Source organism: Kutzneria sp. NPDC052558, assembly GCF_044547355.1.
GTDB lineage: Bacteria > Actinomycetota > Actinomycetes > Mycobacteriales > Pseudonocardiaceae > Kutzneria.
Genome location: NZ_JBIUAG010000015.1, coordinates 116,191 through 133,979, shown reverse-complemented (window position 1 = coordinate 133,979; position 17,789 = coordinate 116,191). Strand labels below are relative to the sequence as shown.

At 72.4% G+C, this 17,789-nt stretch carries 15 protein-coding genes; 11 read left to right on the top strand and 4 right to left on the bottom strand.

Features of this window, described 5'->3' with window-relative positions:
• Positions 1-154: 154 nt before the first annotated feature.
• Together ACIG5F_RS26605 and ACIG5F_RS26600 are read left to right on the top strand one after the other, a co-directional pair.
• A complete protein-coding gene (locus ACIG5F_RS26605; RefSeq protein ID WP_396521902.1) occupies positions 155-640 on the top strand; it encodes a hypothetical protein in 486 nt (161 codons plus the stop codon).
• A complete protein-coding gene (locus ACIG5F_RS26600; RefSeq protein WP_396521900.1) occupies positions 637-1,077 on the top strand; it encodes a ferritin-like domain-containing protein in 441 nt (146 codons plus the stop codon). Before ACIG5F_RS26605 ends, ACIG5F_RS26600 begins: the two co-directional genes overlap by 4 nt.
• 106 nt (positions 1,078-1,183) lie before the next feature.
• Here ACIG5F_RS26600 and ACIG5F_RS26595 read toward each other — a convergent pair whose 3' ends face one another.
• Entirely contained in the window at positions 1,184-1,903 is a 720-nt protein-coding gene (locus ACIG5F_RS26595; protein ID WP_396521898.1) for a hypothetical protein, read from the bottom strand.
• A 65-nt stretch (positions 1,904-1,968) separates the two neighbouring features.
• The gene (locus ACIG5F_RS26590; RefSeq protein ID WP_396521896.1) at positions 1,969-2,991 is read right to left on the bottom strand and encodes an aminotransferase class V-fold PLP-dependent enzyme; all 1,023 of its coding nucleotides are present in this window, start codon (positions 2,989-2,991) and stop codon (positions 1,969-1,971) included.
• A 25-nt stretch (positions 2,992-3,016) separates the two neighbouring features.
• Here ACIG5F_RS26590 and ACIG5F_RS26585 point away from each other — a divergent pair, with 25 nt between their 5' ends.
• The 6 genes from ACIG5F_RS26585 (at position 3,017) to ACIG5F_RS26560 (ending at position 12,269) form a co-directional block, all read left to right on the top strand.
• Positions 3,017-3,427 carry a secondary thiamine-phosphate synthase enzyme YjbQ gene (locus ACIG5F_RS26585; RefSeq protein ID WP_396521894.1) on the top strand — a complete coding sequence of 137 codons (411 nt, stop codon included), beginning with the start codon at positions 3,017-3,019 and terminating at the stop codon, positions 3,425-3,427.
• Positions 3,428-3,604: 177 nt separating this feature from the next.
• Positions 3,605-6,529, top strand: coding sequence for an ATP-binding protein (locus ACIG5F_RS26580; RefSeq protein ID WP_396521892.1), 2,925 nt, complete (start codon positions 3,605-3,607; stop codon positions 6,527-6,529).
• A gap of 175 nt (positions 6,530-6,704) precedes the next feature.
• Positions 6,705-7,775, top strand: a complete 1,071-nt coding sequence (locus ACIG5F_RS26575; RefSeq protein ID WP_396521890.1) for a hypothetical protein — start codon at positions 6,705-6,707, stop codon at positions 7,773-7,775.
• On the top strand, positions 7,775-10,102 hold the full coding sequence (locus ACIG5F_RS26570; protein WP_396521888.1) for a GMC oxidoreductase: 2,328 nt from the start codon (positions 7,775-7,777) through the stop codon (positions 10,100-10,102). The genes ACIG5F_RS26575 and ACIG5F_RS26570 overlap by 1 nt, the downstream gene beginning before the upstream one ends.
• Positions 10,099-11,025 (top strand): patatin-like phospholipase family protein, encoded by a 927-nt coding sequence (locus ACIG5F_RS26565; RefSeq protein ID WP_396521886.1) that lies wholly within the window; start codon positions 10,099-10,101, stop codon positions 11,023-11,025. The genes ACIG5F_RS26570 and ACIG5F_RS26565 overlap by 4 nt, the downstream gene beginning before the upstream one ends.
• A 2-nt stretch (positions 11,026-11,027) precedes the next feature.
• The gene (locus tag ACIG5F_RS26560; protein WP_396521884.1) at positions 11,028-12,269 is read left to right on the top strand and encodes a condensation domain-containing protein; all 1,242 of its coding nucleotides are present in this window, start codon (positions 11,028-11,030) and stop codon (positions 12,267-12,269) included.
• Between the two features lie 81 nt (positions 12,270-12,350).
• Here the strand turns inward: ACIG5F_RS26560 and ACIG5F_RS26555 are convergent, their stop codons facing one another.
• Complete coding sequence (locus tag ACIG5F_RS26555; protein ID WP_396521882.1) at positions 12,351-13,052, bottom strand: fibronectin type III domain-containing protein; 702 nt, start codon at positions 13,050-13,052, stop codon at positions 12,351-12,353.
• Positions 13,053-13,114: 62 nt separating this feature from the next.
• On the bottom strand, positions 13,115-13,690 hold the full coding sequence (locus ACIG5F_RS26550; RefSeq protein WP_396522062.1) for a hypothetical protein: 576 nt from the start codon (positions 13,688-13,690) through the stop codon (positions 13,115-13,117).
• A gap of 190 nt (positions 13,691-13,880) precedes the next feature.
• On the opposite strand from ACIG5F_RS26550, the gene yaaA reads away from it, so the two are divergent.
• Genes yaaA through ACIG5F_RS26535 form a run of 3 tightly spaced genes read left to right on the top strand, consistent with a single transcriptional unit; the run spans position 13,881 to position 17,614 of the window.
• The gene (gene yaaA / locus ACIG5F_RS26545; RefSeq protein ID WP_396521880.1) at positions 13,881-14,612 is read left to right on the top strand and encodes a peroxide stress protein YaaA; all 732 of its coding nucleotides are present in this window, start codon (positions 13,881-13,883) and stop codon (positions 14,610-14,612) included.
• A 40-nt stretch (positions 14,613-14,652) separates the two neighbouring features.
• Positions 14,653-16,779 (top strand): putative bifunctional diguanylate cyclase/phosphodiesterase, encoded by a 2,127-nt coding sequence (locus ACIG5F_RS26540; protein WP_396521878.1) that lies wholly within the window; start codon positions 14,653-14,655, stop codon positions 16,777-16,779.
• A gap of 28 nt (positions 16,780-16,807) precedes the next feature.
• Positions 16,808-17,614, top strand: a complete 807-nt coding sequence (locus ACIG5F_RS26535; RefSeq protein ID WP_396521876.1) for an SAM-dependent methyltransferase — start codon at positions 16,808-16,810, stop codon at positions 17,612-17,614.
• Positions 17,615-17,789 lie beyond the last annotated feature (175 nt).

Below are 17,789 nucleotides of genomic sequence, written 5' to 3'. Positions count from 1 at the left end.
TGGTCGCTCTGCTCCTGCTGTCACCACGCGGACGTGACGACATCGACCGGCGACTTGCTCACCGGTCGTGGTCGCCAAGCGTATCTCGTCGCTGAGCCGTCCAGACGCACGCGGACCGGAGTGGGTCGGGTGATTGCTGGCAAGATGACTCACCGTGACCCCTCTGCTCGGCCGCCGGGCCCTGTTGCGCCTCGGCGCGCTCGCGGTCCTCGCCGCGCCCGCCGTCGCCGCGTGCACGTCGGAGCCGGCCGCGCCACCGCCCCCGGACCCGCTGTCCGCGCTGGCCGACGCCGCCGCCGCGGACGCCGTCACAGCCCGCGCGCTGGCCGCCCAGCACCCCCAGCTGGCCGCCAAGTTCCAGCTCGTGGCCACCAACCGCGACGCCCAGGCCGTCGCGCTCCGCAAGGAGATCGACCGGGCCACGCCGCCGCCCAGCACCTCGTCCTCCGCCGCCCCGAGTACCCCCAAGGCGGCCACCTATCCCACCCAGGCGGCCGCCGTCGCCGGCCTGGCCGCGTCGCTGACCGCCGCCCAGTCCAAGGCCACCGAGGTGGCCTTGGCCGCGCCGGCCTACCGCGCCGGGCTGGTCGGCTCCGTCGTCGCCGGCTGCGCGTGCCTGAAGGAGCTGCTCTCGCCATGAGCCTGCCGCCCGAGACCGTCGAGGCCCTCCAGCGGGCGCTGGCCGCCGAGCACGCCGCGATCTGGGCCTACGGGCTGGCCGGCGCGTTCCTGCCGGCCGCCTCCCGCGCGGCGCTGACCAAGGGCGCCGAGGCGCACACCGTCCGCCGGGACGCCACCATCACCACGCTCAAGGGCGCCGGGGCCACGCCCAACGCCGCCGAGCCCGGCTACAGCGTCCCGATGCCGCTGACCAACCAGTCCTCGGCGTTCACCCTGTTGGTGTCGGCCGAGACCGACTCGGTGGGCACCTGGCGGTCGGTGCTGGAGAACACCTCGGACCAGGGGCTGCGCAAGACCGCCCTGGACGCCCTCACCGACGCCGCCGTGCGGGCGATGTCCTGGCGCCAGTCCAGCGGCCAAACCCCCGCCACCCCCCCACTCCCCGGCCAGCCCTGACCTCTTTTCACGCTTGGAAGGGGGCCTTCCTCCACTCGGAGTGGAGGAAGGCCCCCTTCCAAGCGTGAGGGGTGGTCGACGCGTGAGGGGGTGGTCGACGCGGGGGTTATTTGCCGGAGAGGCGGAGGGCGTCGGTGCTGATGTCCTTGAGGGTGGCCTTGTCCGGGTGGCCGCCGACGAAGGCGGTGAGGGCGATGGTGGTGACGCTGCCGGTGGTGGCCGAGGCGTAGCCGCCCTCCTGGAGCTGGGCGGTGGTCGGCAGGTTGGGCGCGGTCACGCCGCCGTCCTTGACCAGGTCGTTGAGGTTGCCGGTGTTCTCGCCGTTGGTCAGCTGCCGCAGCTGCTCGGCGTCGGCGTCGCTGGCCATCTTGACGTCGACGATCGACACCACCGCCGTCCCGCCGGACACCGAGGTCGAGTACAGCGACCGGACGAGCTGCTGGCACGGGTGCTGCTGGAGGAAGGTCTGGGTCTTGCCGAAGGCGTGCGTGGCGCAGTTGGCGTCGGTGGCCGGCCCGGCGACCCGGGTGAAGGTGTACTTGCCGGCGACGGTGTTGTTCTGGGCCGACGCGGCCTCGGCCACCCCGGCCACGTGCGTGGGCTGCACGGCCCAGAAGATCAACCCGGACAGCACGGCCACGCCGACCAGGCCCAGCCCCTGCAACAGCAGCTTGTTGCGCTTGTCGGGCGGCATCGACCCCCCGCCGCTGGGCTGCGGCGGGTCGTAGAACTCCGGCGGCAGCTGGAACGGCGAGGTGTCAGACGGCCCGGCCGTCGTGGGGGCGGTCCGCCAGGTCGCCTGATCTTGGGGGTACGACTCCGACACACCAGCACCGTAACGGGTGACCGATTCCGACACGATTCGGATGGCTACATCACGATGTGTGACCGTCACCGAATCAGAGCGCGCTCCAGCAGGTCCACGTCCTGCTCGGTGTTGGCCAGGCAGAACGACAGGCGGACCCGGCCGGCCCGCATCGAGTGCCGGATGCCGGCGGCGGCCAGCCGGTCGGCGTCCGCGTCGACCGACACGATCGCCGAATCGCCGGGCGGGCGGCCGATGCGGGCCAGGAACTGGTTGGCCAGGCCGATGGTGTGGTCGCGGACGGCGGCCAGGTCCAGCGAGGCCAGCCAGGGCAGCGAGACGGCCGCGCCGACGTGGGAGAACCACACCGGCGAGAGGTCGAACCGGCGGGCGTCGGGGGCCAGCCGCAGCGGCAGGCCGTAGACGCTCTGCCAGGGCTGCTCGCCGGCGTACCAGTTGGCGTCGATGGGCACGACCCGCTCCACCACGTCCGGGTGAACGGCCATCCAGGCGGCGCCACGGGGAGTCATCAGCCACTTGTAGCCGGCGCCGACCACGTAGTCGGCCCAGCTCAGGTCGCCCATCGGTAGCCAGCCCAGGGCCTGGGTCACGTCCAGCAGCACGGTCACGCCGGCGCTGTTGCGGCGCACGGCGTCGAGGTCCAGCCGCCGGCCGTCCACGGACTGCACGGCGCTGGCCGCGAGCACGTCGTGGTCCCGCATGGCGTCCGGGATCTCCTCCAGCGGCACCTCGGTGACCTTGACCCCGCGGTGCCCGTGCGCGGCGAACGGGAAGGGGACGCTGGTGAACTCGCCGGCCGGCACGAGCACCCGGGCCCCGTCGGGCACGGCCGCGGCGGCGATGCCCACCAGCTGCGCGACGCTGGCCCCGATGGCCACCAGGGAAGGATCGACACCAACCAGCGCAGCGAAGGCGGCCCTGGCGGCGGTCACGTCCGCGTCGAACGCCGTGGACACGTCGACGCCGCCGCGCCAGCGCCGCACAGCCGCCTCGACGGCGTCGGCCACCGCGGTCGGCGGCACGCCGATGCTGGCGGTGTTGTGATAGCCGGCCGGGATGTCGAAGGTCTGGCCGAAGGCTTCGCGCATGGATCACACGCTACGTTCACCGGTCATGCGAAGTGTGGAAATTACGATCAGGACGGGATCGTCCGAGGTCGTCTACGACCTGACCGCCGACTGCGAGCGATTTCTCGCCGACGAGGGGGCCGTGGACGGGCTGCTGCACGTCTGGGTGCCGCACGCGACGGCCGGCCTGGCGGTGCTGGAGACGGGGGCCGGCAGCGACGACGACCTGTTGACCGCGCTGGCCCGGCTGCTGCCCCGTGACGAGGCGTGGCGGCATCGTCACGGCACGCCAGGCCACGGCCGGGACCACGTTCTACCTGCGTTTCTGCCGCCGTACGCGACGGTCCCGGTGCTGGCCGGCCGGCTGGCGCTTGGCACCTGGCAGTCGATCTGCCTGGTCGACACCAACGTGGACAACCCGGTCCGGAAGGTCCGGTTTTCCCTGCTTCGCGGCTGATCCCCTTCGGCCATCTCCCCCATACGAGGGTGATACGAATCACGCATACGCTCAGAATTGTCCTGTCGAATTCGAAAAGCCGCTTAACCCGTCCTTTCCGTCTCTTGCCCGAAACGGCCCAGGACTGGCACCCTTGACGCCGATGTTCAATCCCGTACCCCACCCTTGCGAGGTGCCGTGACAGGCCGGCGCGAACGCACGCGGGGGACGGCGGAGGACCCCGGACGAGCCACGCTGGTCGGCCGGGCCGACGCCCTGCGCCTGGTGGACAAGACGCTCGACCGCGCCGGCAAGGGCACGTTCCAGCTGTTGGAGCTGGTCGGGGAGCCCGGGGTGGGCAAGTCCCGCCTGCTGGCCGAGGCCGTCGCGGCCGCCCGCGGCCGGGCCATGCTGACCCTGCTTGGCCGGGCATCGGAGTTCGAGCGGGACGCCCCGCTGGCCGCCATCGCCGACGCGCTGGACGACCACCTGGAAACGTTGCCGGAACGGCAGCTGGCCCGCCTGTCGGAGAACGAGCGGCGACTGCTGGGGTCGGTGTTCGCGGGCATCGCCGCCGACGTGCCGGCCCAGGCGCCGGACCGCTACCGCCTGTTCCGCGCGGTGCGGGGCCTGCTGGAACTGCTGGCCGAGACCGGCGGCCTGGTCCTCGTGCTGGATGACGTGCACTGGGCCGACGAGAGCTCGGTGGAGCTGCTGGACCACCTGCTGCGGCATGCCCCGCGCGGCCGGATCGTGGTGGCCGTGGCCTACCGCCCGGGCCAGGCCTCGCCGCAGCTCACGGCGGCGCTGGGGCTGGCCCAGCCGACCCGGCGGGTGCGGGTCGACGTGACGCCGCTGACCGCGCAGGAGACCGACGAGCTGCTGGGGCCGGAGGTCAACCTGACCCGCCGGCAGTGGCTGTACGAGGCCAGCGGCGGCAACCCGTTCTATCTGGAAGCCTTGTCCCGCATGAACAACGGCCGCGTGCCGGCCCCGAGGGACAATGCCGGCGAGGCGCTGGCGTCGATGACGGCCGAGGTGCCCGACGCGGTCCGCGCCGCGCTGCTGCTGGAGTTGAACAGCCTGAGCATCGACGGGCAGCTGGTGGCCAAGGCCGCCGCTGTGGTCGGTGACGAGTTCGAGCCGGCGGCGGTGGCGGCGGCCGGCGAGATCCCCGAGGCCGATGCGCTGACCGCGCTGGACGAGCTGGTGGCGCGGGACGTGGTGCGCCCGGACGCCGCCCGCTTCCGGTTCCGGCATCCCCTGGTGCGGCACGCCGCGTACGCCTCGGCCAAGGCCGGCTGGCGCATGGGCGCGCACGGCCGGGCGGCGCACTTCCTGCGCGGCAAGGGCGCGCAGCCGCAGATGCTGGCCCACCACGTCGTCAACTCGGCCCCGTTCGGCGATCTGGTGTCGGTGAGCGAGCTGGCTTCGGCCGCGCAGGCCGTGGTCTCCCGTGCGCCGGCTACCGCCGCGCACTGGCTGGGCAACGCGCTGCGGCTGCTGCCGGACAACGAGGCGACCCGGCCGACCCGCTGCGACCTGCTGCTGGCGCTGGCCAACGCCCAGCTCAGCAGCGGCCAGCTCGGCGGCGGCCGGGAGACCGCCCGCGCGGCGCTGGCGCTGCTGCCGGCCGAGGACCTGGCCCGCCGGGCGATCGCGGCCCGGCTGTGCGCCACGATGGAGCGGATGCTGGGCTCGCGGGAGGCCGCGAAGGCGGTCCTGCTGGCGGAGCTGCGCAAGCGCCCGAATCCGCTGGTGGTCGAGGCCGCGCCGCTGTACCTGCGGCTGGCCGTGGAGTACGTGGGCACGGGCGAGGCCGCGGAGTGCGCGCGGATGCTGGCCGAGATGGCCAAGCTGGACCACCTGGACCCGGCGACCGCGTTCGCCACCGCGGCGCTGGGCGTGATGCCGGCCTACATCGCCGGCGACATCCCGGGTGCGCTGGACCGGCTGGACGAGGTCGACCGGCTGATGTCCCAGCTGACGGTGGCCGAGATCGCGCCGTGGATGGACACCACCGCGTGGCTGTGCTGGGCCGAGCTGATGGTCGGCCGGCACGCCCAGGCCCTGACCCGGCTGGAGCGGGTGACCGAGATCGCCCGGGCCACCGGGCAGCAGTTCGTGCTGGCGTACCTGTTGGCGGCCAAGGCCTTCGCCCTGGGCCGGCTGGGACGGCTGGTCGAGGCGCAGCCGATCGCCGAGCAGGCCTGCGACATCGCCCGGCTGGTCGGCTCCGGGGAGGCGCAGACGATGGCGCTGACCGCGCAGTCGCTGGTGCTGGCCTGGTCGGGCGAGTACCCGGCGGCGCTGAAGTCGGCCAGCGAGAGCGCCCGCAACAACCAGCAGCCGAGCAAGGTGTACTGGTCGGTGCTGTCCGGCTGCGCCCGCAGCCTGGTGCTGATCTACTCGCGTGACCTGGAGGCCGGGCGGCCGGCGGTGCTGGCCGCGTGCGAGGAGTTCGAGTCCGAGGGCGTGCGGGACGAGACGCTGCTGCTGATCTGCCTGGAGGCCATGGCCCACGCCGAGGCCATCGCCGGCAATCCGAGCGCCGGCCTGCCGCTGGCCGACCGGGCCGACGCCATCCGGCACCCCGACAACGAGGTGAACGTGGCCGTGGCCGACCTGATCCGGGCCCACGCGCTGAGCGCGGCCGATCCGGCGACCTCGGCCAAGCTGGCCCTCCAGTCGGCCGACACGCTGGCCAGCCTGGACTACCGGCTGGAGGAGGGCCGGGCGCGGCTGCGGGCCGGGCAGAGCCTGGCCACCTCGGGCGACCGCGCCGGCGGCCTCAAGCAGCTGGCCACGGCGGCCGAGCTGTTCGCCACGGCCGGGGCGCGCGGCCTGCACGCCCAGGCGGCCGAGGCGCAGCGCCGGCTCGGCCAGCGGGTGCCGGTGCCGCGGGCCGGCCGCCGGCAGGAGCTGCCGTTCGGGTTGTCGGCCCGCGAGTTCGAGGTGGCGCGGCTGGTGGTGGACGGGCGGACCAACGCCCAGATCGCCGAGCGGCTGTCGCTGAGCCTGCGGACCGTGGAGACCCACCTGACCCGCATCTTCAGCAAGACCGGGGTGCCGGCGCGGGGCGGGCTGGGCCGGGTCCTCGGGCCGCACCTCGACCAGAGCTGACCATCACCCGTCAATATCGGTCACGCTGCGCAGACGGGCCGACACCTGGCCGTACCTCGTTCAGCCCCAGGTCACGACGGTCGAACACCGAATGTCGTGGTTTACCACGATGGAAATTCGGATGCTGGTCCGTCAGGGTGACGGTCGACCATCCACCTAGTCGCTGGGGGGCGCGATGAACCGAGAGATCCCGCTGTACACCCTTGCGGGAGTGCGCGACGCGGACATCGACGTTCATCCGGTGACCACGGCGGACGGCCTCGGCCTGAACCTGACCCGCTTCCGCCGGGAGGCCACCGAGGACGTGGTCCTGCTGGTGCACGGCCTGACCTCGTCCATGGACATGTACGTCATGCCGGAGCACCGCAACCTGGTCACCCACCTGCTGGACAGCGGATTCGGCGAGGTCTGGGCGCTGGACTCCCGGATGAGCAACCGGCTGCCGTACAACAAGTCGGCGCACCGCTTCACCCTGGACGACCTGGCCCGGCACGACTACCCCGCGGCCCTCACCGAACTCCGCCGCCACGTCGGGGGGCGGCGGATCCACGTGGTCGCGCACTGCCTCGGCTCGGTGTCCTTCCTGATGAGCCTGTTCGGCGGCGAGATCGGGGACATCGCGAGTGTGGTGTGCAACAGCGTCGGCCTCACGCCGCGGGTGCCGCTGTGGTCGACCGTGCGCCTGGTCGCCGGGCCGGACGTGGTCGAGCACGGGCTCAGCCAGCCCTACCTGGACCCGCAGTGGAGCGAGGGGCCGGCGTTCACCACCGGCTGGGCGGTCGCCAAGCTGATGTCGGTGCTGCACCCGGAGTGCGCGGTGCCGGCCTGCCACATGCTCAGCGCGATGTGGGGCAGCGGCTGGCCGGCCATGTACGAGCACCGCAACCTGCTGCCGGCCACCCATCGCCGGATCGGCGACATCTGCCAGGCCAGCGGCGTCAACTACGACCGGCACGTGCGCAAGATGATCTTCGCCGGGAAGGCCGTCGCCTACGACACCGGCGAGGACTACACCGCCGACCTGGGCGGCGTGTCGACCCCGCTGCTGCTGCTCACCGGCTCGCACAACCGCGTGTTCGTCAACTCCCAGCAGGTGTTCCACCGCCGGCTGGAGGAGGCCGCGCCCGGCCGGCACGAGCTGCGGGTGCTGCCCGGCTACGGGCACCTCGACCCGTTCATCGGCCGGCACGCCGACCTCGACGTGTTCCCGCACATCGTGGACTTCCTGAAGCGGGCGACCGCCTGATGGGCGCGGCCGAGACGGCCGACGTGGTGATCGTCGGCTCCGGCTTCGGCGGCTCCGTCGCCGCGCACCGGCTGGCCGAGGCCGGCCTGTCGGTGGTGGTGCTGGAGCGCGGCCGGGCCTGGCCCCCGGGCAGCTTCGCCCGCACGCCCGACGAGATGCGGCACAACTTCTGGGACCCGGCGGGGGCCGACTACGGCCTGTTCGACGTGCTGGAGTTCCGCGGCTTCGACTCGGTGGTCTCGGCCGGCCTCGGCGGCGGCTCGCTGATCTACGCCAACGTGTTGCTGCGCAAGGACGAGCGCTGGTTCGTGCAGGACTCGGCGCTGCCCGGCGGCGGCTACGAGAGCTGGCCGGTCACCCGTGAGGACCTGGACCCGCACTACGACGCGGTCGAGGCGATGCTCACGCCCAGCCGCTACCCGTTCGACGACCCGCAGTTCGCCGGCGTGCCCAAGACCGAGGCGTTCCGCGAGGCCGCCGCCGAGCTGGGCCTCGACTACCAGCTGCCGCCGCTGGCGGTGGCCTTCGCGCCCAAGCCGGGCGCCCAGCCGGGCATCGGGCTGCCGGTGATCGAGCCGTCCTACGGCAACCTGCACGGCCTGCCCCGGCGGACCTGCCGGCTGTGCGGCGAATGCGACTTCGGCTGCAACGACGGCGCCAAGAACACCCTCGACCACACCTACCTGTCCGCGGCCAAGGCGACCGGCGCCGACCTGCGCACCATGTGCGAGGTGCAGGCCATCCGCCCCGGCGGCCCCGGCTACCAGGTCCGGTACCTGCTGCACGCCATGGACGGCAGCTCGGTGTCCAAGCGCATCGACTGCGAACGCCTGGTGCTGGCCGCCGGATCGTTCGGCACGACCCGGCTGCTGCTGGGCAACCGGGCGCACCTGCCCGGCCTGAGCGAGGCGCTGGGCACCCGGTTCAGCGGCAACGGCGACATGCTGTCGTTCGCGCTGCACGCCCGCCGCGACGGCCGGCCGCGCCCGATGCACGCCAGCCGGGGGCCGGTGATCACCAGCACCATCCGCGTGCCCGACGAGCTGGACGAGGCCGACGAGGGCGGCGCGGCATCGATTTCTGGGGCCCGGGGCTTCTACATCCAGGACTCGGGCTACCCGGTGATCCTGGACTGGCTGGTGCAGAACATGGACGTGCGCGGGGACCTGTCCCGGCTGGCCGGATTTAGCATGAACCGGCTGCGGGCGGCGCTTCGCTGGGCCGGCCCGGACCACCTGGAGCACGGCATCGGCCAGCTCATCGGCAGCGGTTCGCTGTCCAACAGCTCGCTGCCGCTGCTGGGCATGGGCCGGGACGTGCCCGACGGCGTGATGCGGCTGCGCGGCGGCGAGCTGGACGTGTCCTGGACGACCGAGACCAGCCGTGACTACATCGACCGGGTCCGGGGCACCATGCGGGCCATCACCACCACACTGGGCGGGGAGTACCTGGACAACCCGCTCTGGTTCCGCAAACGGTTGGCGGTTGCCCATCCGCTCGGTGGCGCGCCGATCGGCCGCCATCCGGGCGAGGGCGTCTGCGACTCTTACGGGGAGGTGTACGGGCACCCGGGGCTGTACGTGGCCGACGGTGCCGCGATGCCGGGACCGGTCGGCGCGAATCCGTCACTCACGATCGCCGCGATGTCCGACCGTCTCTGCGATCATCTATTGCTCACGCGTGGCATGTCGGGGAGGTCTGCCACGCGTGGTGGTCGGCGCCGTTCAGGGGGAACGACGCAGGCCACACCGGAGGCACCGGCCCGTCTCAGCGGGGGTCGGACCGGTGCAGCCGCCCTCTCGTTCACCGAGGAGATGACCGGCCAGGTCACCCTCGGTGAACGAGAGGGGCAGACTTCGCTGCGGATCCGCGTGACCGTGTCGATCGAGGACATGGACGCCTTCCTGGCCGATCCGCGGCACCGGGCCGGCGCCAAGGGCTTCGTCGACTGCCCGGCGCTGGGCGGACGGCTGCTGGTGTCGACCGGGCGGGTCGACCTGATGGTGGTCGAGTCGGCCGGGGGCCGGCGGCGGATGCGCTACCGACTGCCGTTCACCGACGGTGACGGTCGGGAGCTGGTGCTGAGCGGGCACAAGGAGCTGCGGGCCGGGCCGCCGACGGCGATCTGGCCGGACACCACCACCCTGCACACGAAGCTGTTGTCGGGTGCGGCCGTGATCGGGGCCGGCGAACTGCGGCTGGGCCGGCTGGCCTTCCTGCGGGAGCTGACCACCGTGCGGGCCAGCGGGCCGGCCGCGCTGGAGCGGTTCGGCTCGTTCTTCCTGGGCTCGCTGTGGAACGTCTATCGGCCGAGGCTGACGTCGTGAGCCTCGCCCTGGTGCTGTCCGGCGGCGGGGCGTCGGCGGCGTACTTCGGCGCGGGAGTGGCCCAGGGGCTGGCCGACGAGGGGCTACGCCCGACCGTGCTGTCCGGCACCTCGGCCGGTGGGCTCAACGCCGGGCTGCTGGCCGCGGGCGTGTCGCCCGAGCGTCTGGTGGAGCTGTGGATCTCCGTGCAGGGGCACGACGTCTACAAGCCGCGGCTGGACCTGTGGCGGCTGCTTCGGCCGGCCGGGCTGGTGCGGCTGCCCACCAGCGACCTCATGGGGTACGCGCTGGACTCGGTGGGCTGGACCTGGCTGCTGGACACTGCCCCCGCCCGCCGGACGCTGACCGCCGCGCTCGGCGGGGAGCGGCTGCGGATCACTCCCGGCGTTCGGGTCGTGGTCGCCGCCGTCGAGGAGTGCAGCGGGCATGTCGTGCACTTCACCAACTCCGCGCCGGCCGGCTCGGGGTTCGTCGAGGTGCCGCTGACCGTCGACCACCTGATGGCCGGGGCCGCCGCCCCGGTGCTGTTCCCGCCGGTGGAGATCGACGGCCGCCGCTACGTGGACGCCGGCATGGTCGCCAACACGCCGTTGCAGCCGGCCATGGCCTACGAGCCGGACACCGTCGTGGTCGTGGCGTCCTCGTGCGGCCGGCAGTCCGGCACGCCCGCCTCGCTCGGCGACGCGCTGGGGCTGGCCTTCGAGAACGTGGCCCGGTTCGCCGTGCTGCGGGATTACGAGCACACCAAGGAGGTCGGCGAGCTCCGGCCGGGCGGCGGGCCCCGGCTGGTGCTGGTCGAGCCGGCAGACGAGTTCGAGGTGTCCGGCTTCGCCCGGTTCGACCCGGACGTAGCCAGGACCGTCGTCGCGCACGGCCGGGAGCGGGCCCGCGCGGCGTTGGCCACCGTCACCTCAGGGGGATGAGCATGACCGCGTTCTCGACGACCAGGTGGCCGCTGTCCGCCGCCCAGAACGGGATTCTCTCGGCGCACCACGCCGATCCCGGCGGGGCGGCGCACAACGTCGCCGAGTACGTCGACATCGCCGGGCCCGTGGACCTCGACCGGTTCGAGTCCGCCAGCCGGCGGGCCGTCGCCGAGGCCGACGCGCTGCACCTGCGGTTCCCCGTGGTCGGCTGCCAGGACCTGGTTTCCGCGCGGCCGTGGCGTTTCGAGGTCGTGGACGTCTCCGCCGACGCCGACCCGGCCGCCGCCGCGCTGGCCTGGATGCGAGCCGACCTCGACGCCCCGGCGAACCTGGTGGACGGTCCCCTGTTCCGCCAGGCGCTGATCGCCCTGTCGTCCACACGCTTGTTCTGGTACCACCGCAGCCATCGCGTTGCGCTGGACCGCTATGGGCTTTTCCTGTTGGACCGCAGGGTTTCCGAGCTCTACAACGGCGGCAGCGGCGAACCGTTCGACCCCTTACGACCCGTGGTCGACGAGGACGCCGCGTACGCGCTGTCGGCCGGCTGGCGGCGAGACCGCCGCTTCTGGCTCGACCGCTTCGCCGACGCGCCCGTGCCCGTCAGCCTCACCGAGGCCGCCGCCCCGCCGTCGGCCGGCGCCCTTCGTCGCACGGTTTCCCTGCCCCGCACCGCTCTGGAGGACTGGGCCGAGGTCGCCAGCCGCTGCCGGACCAACTGGTCCGCCGTCGTCATCGCCGCCGTCGCCGCGTACCTGCGGCACGTCACCGGCGCCGCCGAGGTCGTCCTCGGCCTGCCCCGGATGTGCCGTCGCCGCACCGCCGCCCTCAACGTGCCGTGCTCGACGTCCAACACCATGCCGCTGCGGGTGCTCACCCCGCCCGGCGCCACCCTGACCGAACTCGCCGGCGACGTCGCCGAGGAGGTCAAGGTCTGCCAGCCCCACGAGCGCTACCGCAGCGACCTGCTGCGCCAGGAACTCCACGTGCCACGGCTTTTCGGGCCCGTCGTCGACATCAACCCGATCAGCTACGAGCTCTCCTTCGACGGCCACCCCGCCGTCGCCACCACCCTGTCGTCGGGTCCCGTCGAGGACCTCACCATCACCGTCCACGGTGGACAGGCCGGGGCCGGGCCGCGCATCGACTTCGACGCCAATCCCGCCCTCTACTCCGCCGACGACCTCACCGTGCACCAGCAGGCGTTCCTGGACCTCCTGGAGACCGCCCCAGCCTTCGCCTGAAGCCCCCATCGCCACGACACCTGACGCTAGGAAGGGGGCTTTCCTCCACTCGGAGTGGAGGAAAGCCCCCTTCCTAGCGCCTCAGTCGCCGCCGGTCTTGCGGGTCACCACGTTGGAGGAGGGGCCGTAGTAGTAGGCCCGGACGCGGTAGGAGGCGGTGTCCTCGTCGGGCAGGGTGATGAGGGCGAAGGAGTTGATGTCCTTGTCGAGCACGGCGACGACGGAGTAGTCGGCGGCGCCGGCGGGTTTGTCCTCGAGCAGGTAGCCCTCCTCGTCGCTGGCGTTGTCGGTCCAGGTGAACAGGATGCCGTTGGACTGAAGGACTTTCGCCTTCAGCTCGGTGGGCGTGGCCGCCGGATCGGCGGAGTGGATGGAGTGGGTGACGGCGGGACCGCCGGGCAGGGTGGCGGGGGCGGGCCAGTCCTTGCCGTCGTTGCCCTCGGAGCCGCCGGGCACGGTGACGGTGACCGGGCCGGACGCGGGGCCGTAGTAGGGGCGAAGGCGGTAGTAGAAGGAGGTCTGGGGCATCAGCGACGGATGGACATAACTGTCCTGCCCCATGGGCATGAACTGCAGCGTCGTCCACGGCCCGTCCGGCGCGGTGGCGAACTCCACGATCCGCCCGGCCGCGGCCGGATCGGCGCCGGTCCAGGTCAACCGGATGTCCACGGGCGAGGTCATGGTGGCGGCCAGCACGGTGCCGGTGGACGGGGAGGCCGCGGCGGAGCAGGCGGTCAGCGCCGCCCCGACGACGGCGCAGCAAAGCACGAGTGCACGGTTCACGGATTGCCTCGGCGAGGGTGAAGGGGCCGCCCGCCCCGGCGGGGGAACGGGCGGCCGAGGGGTCACTTCGTCCAGAAGTGGATGCTGCTCCAGGTCACGGAGATCGGACCCTGGCCGCTGGCGGTGCGGTAGGCGCCGAGCTTGTCGTAGTAGCTGCCGCTGGGGCTGGAGACGGTGTTCTTGAGCGACCCGTTGATGTAGGTCCGGTGCGAGGTGCCGACCTGGTTGACGGTATTCACCCGAACCGTCGTGCCGACGGTGGCGCCGCTGGAAATGGTGGCCCCACCCTCCACGCTGTAGAGCCGGCCGCCCGACTCGACGGCGAGCAGGAAGTACGGCCCGCTGCCGCCGAAGGTCTGCTTCAGGCTGATCCGGCTCCCGCCCATGCTGTTAATTTTGAAATAGCCCTCGAACTGGTGGGTGCCGCCGGTGTAGGTGACGTAGCGGCGCTCGGCGCGCTGCTCGCCGCTGGCGGTCGAGCAGGTCAGCTGGAACGTCGACCCGCTGACCGAGCCGCAGCCGACCTGTTGGACGGTGTAGCTGGGGCTCCATGTCGTCCAGGTGCCGCTTTCCACCTGGGCGAACGCATTAGGGGCAAGGACAGGCAGGGATGCGGCGGCCAGAATTGCGCCGAGCATGCGAATCCTTCGAGACACGCACGACCTCCTCAACCCGGATCCGCTCGGAATTCGTCAGGGTCGAGCGGAACCACGGGAAAGTGGTTTTCGGCGGAGGCGAAACGAGTGTAAGCGCCATCACGTCGGCCCGACAAGACCCGCCGGGAAACACCGCCCGGACCGCCGGCCGCGCTCACGGTAATCTCGACGGGTGCTGGTCCTGCTGCCCCCGTCCGAGACCAAGTCCGACGGCGGCGCCGGCGGTCCGCTCGACCTGGACGCGCTGTCGTTCCCCGAGCTGACGCCGTTGCGCCGCAAGCTGGCGGACGCCCTGGTCACACTGGCCGCGGACGTGCCGGCGAGCCTGCGGGCGCTGGAGCTGTCGCCGCGCCAGCACCACGAGGTGCAGCGCAACGCGGTCCTGCTGACCTCCCCGACGGCCCCGGCCCTGTCGCGGTACACGGGCGTGCTCTACGACGCGCTGGACGCCACCAGCCTGACCAAGGCGGAGAAGTCGCGCGCGGACGGCCGCCTGGCGGTGGCCTCGGCGCTGTTCGGGGTGGTGCGCGCGGGCGACCCGATCCCGGCCTACCGCCTGTCCGGCGGCAGCACGCTGCCCGGGACGGGCACGCTGGCGGCGCTGTGGCGGCCGGAGCTGGAGCCGGTGCTCAACGCGGCCGACGAGCTGGTGGTGGACATGCGTTCCGGCGCATACGCGGCGCTGGCCCGGGTGCCGGCGGCGGTCGCGGTGAAGGTGATCATGCCCAACGGGAAGACCGTCAGCCACCACAACAAGGCCTACAAGGGGCGGCTGGCCCGGGTGCTGGCGACCGCCCGGCGCGAACCCTCGACAATCGCCGAACTGGTCCACACGGCCACCGCGGCGGGCCTTACTATGCGGCAGACCGGCGAGCGTACGGTTGACCTCGTGGTGGTGGACTAGTCGGGACTACAGTCGTCTGACTCATGGGTGGAGAGGCGGCATGACGGGCGATGACGGGCAGGGCGGGGCGCTGTACCCCGGCCTGGCGGATCTCGCGCGGCAGTGGACCAGCGCGGTCCTGCCGACCAGCAACGTGCCCTTGTCCCGCGGCGAACTCCAGGTCATCCTCACCGGCTTCGCCGAGCTGCTGACCAGCGCCCTGCGCGCGGAGGAGTTCGACCCGACCCCGGCGTGCGAGGTCGGCCGCGGCCTGGTGGCCAGCCAGCTGGTCGGCCCGAAGGCGCTGGACGCCACCATCCGGGTGCTCGGCCACCAGCTGCGGCCCGCCGCCGCGGACGACCGGCTGGTCGACCTGCTGGGCGCGGTGGCCGGCGGCTACGTGGACGCCCTGCGGGAACACATCTTCCAGCAGCAGGAGACCTTGAAGAAGGCGGTGTTCCGGGCCCGGGACGCGGCCGAGAAGGCGCTGCGGGCCAGCGAGCGCCGGTTCCGCACCGTGTTCACCGAGTCGGTGGTGGGCATCGCCATCGGCGACATCCAGGGCCACATCGTCAGCTCCAACCTGGCCATGCAGGAGATGCTCGGCTACAGCGCCGACGAGCTGCGCCAGCGCACGCCGTACGACCTGATGCCGCGCAAGGACGCCGAGGAGGTCTCGGCGGCCTACCGCAAGCTGATTGGCGGCGCGTTCACCTCGCTGCGCTCCGAGCAGCAGATGCTGCGCAGCGACGGCGAACCGATCTGGGTGCACATCGCGGTCACGCTGATCAAGGACGAGAACGGCCAGCCGGACTACCCGGTGGTCATGATCGAGGACATCTCCGACCTGCACCTGCTGCAGGACCGGTGGTCCCACCAGGTGGCCCACGACCCGCTGACCAACCTGCACAACCGGGCGCTGTTCGTGTCCAAGGTGGAGACGGCGGTCGGCGGACTGGCCCCGGGCGAGCGGATCGGGCTGGCCTGCTTCGGCCTCGACGGCATGTCGGTGATCAACGCGGGCGTGTCCGACCAGGTCGGCGACAAGATCCTCAAGACCACCGCGGACCGGCTGCGGGCCGTGGTCGACGAGGACACGGGCCTGCTCGGCCGGGTCGACGGCGACCGGTTCGCGCTGCTGGCGGTGCGGTCCACCACCCAGACGATGATCGACACGGTGGAGAAGGCGATGGCCCGGATCACCGAGCCGATCGTCGCCGGCGGCCGCGAGTACTCGGTCACGGCCAGCGTCGGCGTCGTGGAGCGGGCGGCCGCCGGCTCGGACCCGGCCCAGCTGCTGGCCGACGCCGAGCTGGCCATGCACTGGGCCAAGCAGGACGGCCGGGCCCAGTGGCAGCTGTTCGAGGCCGACCGGGGCAGCCGCCAGCGGCGGGACTTCGTGCTGGCCGCGCAGCTGCCGGCCGGCCTGCGCGGCGACCAGTTCCTGGTGGAGTTCGAGCCGGTGGCCCGCATCGGCGACCGCAGCCTGGCCGGACTGTCGGTGGTCGTGTCCTGGGACCACCCGGACGAGGGCATGTTGGCGGCCAAGGACTTCCTGCACCTGGCCGAGCGGACCGGGCAGATGCTGCCGCTGGGCAGCTGGATGCTGCGGCAGGCCTGCGACCAGGCCCGGGAGTGGCAGGACGAGCACGGCGACCGCACGCCCCTGGTGTCGGTGGCGCTGGCCAACCGGATGGTCGGCGACCAGGACCTGACGGCCCTGCTGCTGGCCGTGGTGCAGGCCAGCGGCGCGCGGCCGGAGCAGCTGGCGCTGGAGGTCGACCACAGCATGCTGCGCGACGCCGACGGCGATCCGGCCGAGGTGCTGTCGGTGTTGCGGGACATGGGATTCCGGGTGCTGGTCGGCGGCATGACGGCCAGCTGCTGCCCGCACGGCTTCGGTGACCTGCCGGTGCACGGCATCAAGCTGGCGGCGGAGTTCGTGGCCACGCTGGGCGAGGACGACAAGCCGGAGCCTGCGGCCGAACGGGCCATCGGCGGCGTGGTGTCGGCGGCCCAGCTGGCCGAGCTGCCGGTGTACGCGGTCGGCGTGCACAACGAGCGGCACGCCGCCACGCTGCGGGAACTGGGCGTGGAGTACGGGCAGGGCGACCACTTCGGCCCGCCGTCGCTGCCCTACGAGGTGGAACCGATGATCATCGCCGGCACGGTCGACCCGGACTGGTGACGGCCCGGCCTCAGCAGAAGGGTGCGCCGTGAGCGAGGCGGACTGGGCTCCCAAGAACATCGACGTCGAGACCGCGAGCGCGGCCCGGCTGTACGACTTCTTCCTGGGTGGCAGTTACAACTTCGAGGTCGACCGGGAACTGGGCCGGCAGGTCGCCGCGGTCGCGCCGGCCGCCTTCGACCTGGCCCGGCTCAACCGGGCCTTCCTGCGCCGGGCCGTGCGCTACCTGGTCGAGCAGGGCATCGACCAGTTCCTGGACATCGGCTCGGGCATCCCGACCGCCGGCAACGTGCACGAGATCGCCCAGCGGGCCAACCCGGACGCCCGCGTGGTCTACGTGGACAACGAGCCGGTCGCCGTCGCGCACAGCGAACTGCTGCTGGAGGGCAACCCGAACGCCGGGGTCATCGAGGCCGACCTGCGTGACCCGGACAGCATCCTGCGGCACGAGAAGACCCGTCGGCTGCTGGACTTCCGCCGCCCGATCGGGCTGCTGACGGTCGCCGTCTACCACTTCATCCCCGACGCCGACGATCCGCGGACGCTGGCCGCCACCTATCGCGACGCCCTGCCGTCGGGCAGCTATCTCGCGCTCTCGCACGGCACCGAGGACTCGATGGGCGAGACGATCCGCCAGATCATGGCCCTCTACAAGAACAGCCAGAACCCGATCACCACGCGGACCCGGTCCGAGATGACCGCGCTGTTCGAGGGTTTCGACCTGGTGGAGCCGGGTGTGGTGTTCGCGCCGCAGTGGCGCCCGGACTCGCCGGAGGACGTCGGCGAGCGCCCGGAGGAGTCCTCGGTGTACGCGGCGGTCGGCCGCAAGCCGTAAATCGGTTGCCCGGCGTTCCCGGTCGGCGGCATGATGCCGCCGACCGTTTTTGTGCCACGAGCGTGGACCGACCCGGAGGAGGTGCCTCATGGCAACGACTGTCGTCAGGGGCGTGGCCTGCACCCGTCCCGGCGTCCCGCTGAGGTCCGCACAGTAGCGAGAACTCTCTCGGTGG

Bases quoted from the DNA above. Each gene is read 5' to 3' on its own strand.
- ACIG5F_RS26600 (WP_396521900.1), top strand. From the start codon at position 637: ATGAGCCTGCCGCCCGAGACCGTCGAGGCCCTCCAGCGGGCGCTGGCC.
- ACIG5F_RS26590 (WP_396521896.1), bottom strand. From the start codon at position 2,991: ATGCGCGAAGCCTTCGGCCAGACCTTCGACATCCCGGCCGGCTATCAC.
- ACIG5F_RS26585 (WP_396521894.1), top strand. From the start codon at position 3,017: ATGCGAAGTGTGGAAATTACGATCAGGACGGGATCGTCCGAGGTCGTC.
- ACIG5F_RS26575 (WP_396521890.1), top strand. From the start codon at position 6,705: ATGAACCGAGAGATCCCGCTGTACACCCTTGCGGGAGTGCGCGACGCG.
- ACIG5F_RS26570 (WP_396521888.1), top strand. From the start codon at position 7,775: ATGGGCGCGGCCGAGACGGCCGACGTGGTGATCGTCGGCTCCGGCTTC.
- ACIG5F_RS26560 (WP_396521884.1), top strand. From the start codon at position 11,028: ATGACCGCGTTCTCGACGACCAGGTGGCCGCTGTCCGCCGCCCAGAAC.
- ACIG5F_RS26550 (WP_396522062.1), bottom strand. From the start codon at position 13,690: ATGCTCGGCGCAATTCTGGCCGCCGCATCCCTGCCTGTCCTTGCCCCT.
- ACIG5F_RS26540 (WP_396521878.1), top strand. From the start codon at position 14,653: ATGACGGGCGATGACGGGCAGGGCGGGGCGCTGTACCCCGGCCTGGCG.